Annotated in this window: 3 protein-coding genes; 1 reads left to right on the top strand and 2 read right to left on the bottom strand. The window is 49.8% G+C overall.

Annotation, left to right across the window (positions count from 1 at the left end; genetic code table 11):
* Window positions 1-58: 58 nt before the first annotated feature.
* Entirely contained in the window at window positions 59-958 is a 900-nt protein-coding gene (locus K2G43_RS03375) for a DMT family transporter (RefSeq protein WP_297644007.1), read from the bottom strand.
* 76 nt (window positions 959-1,034) lie between these two features.
* Window positions 1,035-1,796 carry a tRNA pseudouridine(38-40) synthase TruA gene (gene truA / locus K2G43_RS03370; protein WP_300152970.1) on the bottom strand — a complete coding sequence of 254 codons (762 nt, stop codon included), beginning with the start codon at window positions 1,794-1,796 and terminating at the stop codon, window positions 1,035-1,037.
* A 313-nt stretch (window positions 1,797-2,109) separates the two neighbouring features.
* Between truA and K2G43_RS03365 the strand changes: the two genes are divergently transcribed.
* The coding region (locus K2G43_RS03365) for a DUF5715 family protein (protein WP_300152969.1) at window positions 2,110-2,401 on the top strand (292 nt) is incomplete at its 3' end.

The following is a 2,401-nucleotide window of genomic DNA, read 5'->3' as shown; positions in this document are numbered from 1 at the left end:
TATTGTTATAAGAGACAGATCCACATCTGTGCAAACAAACCGACAACTTTATTACTTTTTATCTGCTCCCCAAATACAAGAAGAACATTCCAATCAACACCAAAACGAGGTCAACAGCCTTGCTTTTCAAATTCTTTTCACGGAAGAAGAGCGCACCGAACAGGAAGGAAACCACCACGCTGCCACGGCGGACCATCGAAACGATGGAAATCATAGAGTCTTCGTAACTCAGGGCATAGAAGTAAGCGAAGTCTGCCGCGCAAAGGAAAAGGGAGATGCAGACAATGGTCCAATCCCAACGGAACGGGGTACTTTCCTTTCGCTTGGGAAACCACAAGAGCAGAATGACGGGACACAGAATGAAGACCTGATAGACATTGTACCACGACTGCACCAACATCGGATTGAGGTGTTTCATCAGGTATTTGTCATACAGTCCGCTGACAGCACCCGCCACAGCAGCCAACACAATGAAGAGAATCCACTTGTTATGCTTGAAATCGATGCCTTCCTTCTTCCCCGAACGGCTCAGCATAAAGAAGGAGAGTATGGCAAGCATCACGCCTATCCACTGGTAAAGGTTCAACCGCTCGCCAAACACCAGCATAGCCCCCACCAGCACCATCACCGGGCGAGTGGCATTAATCGGTCCGACAATGGTAAGCGGCAAATGCTTCATCCCGAAATAGCCGAATATCCAGGAAGAAAGCACAATGAACGACTTCACGACAATGTACTTATGCGCCTCCCACCCCACCACGGGAACATCGAACAGCGTGCCTTCCAGCACAGCAGGCGCAAAGGCAGACAGCAGAATAAAAGGAAGGAATATCAGGCTGGAAAATATCGTGTTCAGAAACAGCACCGGAAGCACGGCATTGTCGCGAAGCGACTGTTTCTTGAAAGCATCATAAAACCCCAACAAGGCGGCAGAAAGGAAAGCGAGAAGAAGCCACATAAAAGTTGAAAATTGAAAATTAAAAAATCAAGTTCACAGGAAAGAGAAGGGAAGATAGTTCATTACCATCCCCCAATCATCCATTATCCACTAAAAAAATTTCTTCCGGATAGGCGACATCTACCAGAAACAAGGCATTACCGGGAACAGACGTGCCTGCCCGGCAACGGTCCTTCTGCTCGATGACACGCCGGAATCCTTCGACGGAGAGCTTGCCGCCCCCCACCTCGAGCAGTGTTCCGACAATGGCACGCACCATGTTGCGCAAGAATCGGTCGGCTTGAATAGTGAATACCCACGTCACCTCATCCTGCTGTGTCCAGCGGGCATGTATAATCCGGCAGTTGTTGGTCTTGACATCCGTATGCAGCTTGCTGAAACTGGTAAAGTCCGTATAGTCGAACAAGGTTTGCGCCGCTTCGTTCATCCGTTCAAAATCCGGCGTCCGGAACAGACGGCAACGATACTGACGGCCGAAAGGCCTCTTGGCGGTAGTCACATAGTATCGATATTTACGTGCCGTCGCGTCAAAGCGGGCGTGCGCATCCGGCTTTACGGCACGCAGCCGATAGACGGAGATGTCAGGAGGAAGAAGCCGATTCAGCTTATCGGTCATAAAGGCAGGATCCAGCGGAGTCTCGCTGTCGAAATGGGCCACCATCAAGGAAGCGTGCACACCGGCATCGGTACGCCCCGCCCCCACTACATCCACCTCTCGGCGCAACAAAGTGGAGAGCGCCTTCATCAAACACGCTTGCACGCTCGCTCCGTTGGGCTGAATCTGCCAACCGTGATAGGCGGTGCCATCGTATGCCAAATATACAAAATATCGTTGCACGTTCTTTTTGCATTCTAAAATTCGCCGCAAAGTTACAAAAAGACCCGAAAAAAGCCGCCATCTGTTCCTGCAGTTTCGACGGTTTACTTATCTTTGCGGGAATTTTTACCACAAATAGTACTCATTAGCTCAAGTTCCGCAAGTTCTTGAACCTGTTTTCAGCGAACAAGTAAACAAGCGTACAAGGCCCTTCTTACTGCCTGTCTTATGAATGGGGCATCTGATAGGAATCGGCATTGTCCTTCCTCGCAGCCTTGTCAACTTTGTATCCTGACAACCGCTTAAAGATATGCGAAACTTAAATCATTTGAAAATGAAAACAGATACTAAAACTCATTGGATTCCCTTCTTGCTGCTTGCCGGAATGATTGCTTCGTTCACCCTCACCGGCTGCAAGAAGAAAGACATGTCGCTCAAATTGAACGAGCCCCGCAACATCCGGGGAGTCGTCAGCTACAAACGTTCTTTCGGCGACCTGAACGAAAAGCATCTCAACATCGCCCAAGCCATCGGCATCCGTCCGGTTTCTTCCCGCGAGGAGGCGGAGCATCTGAAAGGGAAACTGACCCACATCACCACGAACGAACGGTATGCGGTAGATTCCC

The sequence above is a fragment of the Bacteroides sp. genome, assembly GCF_029057325.1.
Taxonomy (GTDB): Bacteria; Bacteroidota; Bacteroidia; order Bacteroidales; family Bacteroidaceae; genus Bacteroides.
The sequence above is the reverse complement of the archived record's forward strand: the minus strand, read 5'-3'. Positions and strand labels throughout refer to the sequence as shown.

Bases quoted from the DNA above. Each gene is read 5' to 3' on its own strand.
- K2G43_RS03375 (WP_297644007.1), bottom strand. From the start codon at position 958: ATGTGGCTTCTTCTCGCTTTCCTTTCTGCCGCCTTGTTGGGGTTTTAT.